Source organism: Candidatus Skiveiella danica, from assembly GCF_022705245.1.
Lineage (GTDB): Bacteria > Pseudomonadota > Gammaproteobacteria > Burkholderiales > Burkholderiaceae_C > Skiveiella > Skiveiella danica.
On record NZ_JAKJEW010000083.1, the window covers coordinates 1 to 1,304 of the forward strand.

Here is a 1,304-nt window from a genome sequence, read left to right on the forward strand (position 1 = left end):
AAAAAAGGCCCGAATCACGGGCCTTTTTCGTGCCGGTACCGCCATGAAAAAGGCCCGTGATTCGGGCCTTTTTTTGTGGTGCCTCTCATGCGGAAAATGCGTTCAAAACCCCTCTTCCCAGCGTCTGACGGTCGTATTCAGCTTCTTTTTTTGATACTGGCCGCTTCGCTGATCGCTGCCAGGGTCGTGCGGGTCGTAATGACTTCGGGATCCAGAATAACCTCGATCAAGGTGCCCTGTCCGCGTGCCAGCGCAGCCAGAAGTTCGGGCTCGAACTCCTCAGTGCGCGTGATGCGGACACCCACGTAGCCATAGGCCAGTGCCAAAGCGGCAAAGTCCGGATTGCGCAGTGCAGAGCCGCTCACGCGCGCCGGGTATTCGCGCTCCTGATGCATGCGGATGGTGCCGTACATGCCGTTGTTCAGCAGCACGATGATGCTCATGCCGCCGTGCTGGACCGCCGTGGCCAGTTCCTGGCCGTTCATCAGGAAATCGCCGTCTCCGGTGATCGTGAAGGCGGTTCGCCCGGTCAACAGGTTGGCGGCAATTCCGGCCGGCACACCGTAACCCATGGCGCCATTGGTGCAGGCCAACTGGGTCTTGTGTCCTCTGGCCAGCCCTGGGTAACGGTAGAACCGGTGCATCCAGCTGGCGAAGTTGCCAGCACCGTTGGTCAGAACGGCATCGGCGGGCAGCAGCCTTTGCATCGTCGCCACCATCGCGGACATGTCGATGTCGCCTGGCAGGTCTTGCGGCGTCAGATTGGCTTCGTAGTCGCCGTGCGCGGCGGTAGTCCACTCGGACCAGGTCAGTGTGGGCGGCGCGGCGAGCACTTCCAGGCTACGGGCCGCGGCGTTCATGGTGGCGCAGATGGCAAGGTCCGCCTGGTAGACACGGTTCAGCTCTTCGGCACTGGCATGGATGTGCACCAGCTTCTGCCGGGGCCGTGGCGGCTCCAGCAGGGTGTAGCCACTGGTGGTCATCTCGCCCAGGCGCGGGCCGATCGCCAGGATCAGATCGCTGGCTTTGATGCGCGCCGCCAGCTTCGGATTGATCCCGATGCCCACATCGCCTGCATACAGCGGGTGAAAGTTGTCGAAGGTGTCCTGGAACCGGAAGGCATTGCCTACCGGCAGTTGCCAGCTTTCGGCAAATCGCTGCAGCGCTTGCGCAGCCTGTGGCGTCCACCCGCCGCCGCCGGCGATGACGAACGGGCGCTCGGACTGAAGCAGCAGTTCCCGCAAAGCCCGTAGCGATCCTGGGTCACTCCAGGTTTCGACCGGCTCGACGCGCGGCAGCGGCAG

1 protein-coding gene is annotated in these 1,304 nt (G+C 63.0%); it reads right to left on the reverse strand.

From position 1 onward, the window contains the following. Window positions 1-137 precede the first annotated feature (137 nt). The coding region (locus tag ACMUOY_RS20065) for a thiamine pyrophosphate-dependent enzyme (RefSeq protein ID WP_413894502.1) at window positions 138-1,304 on the reverse strand (1,167 nt) is incomplete at its 5' end.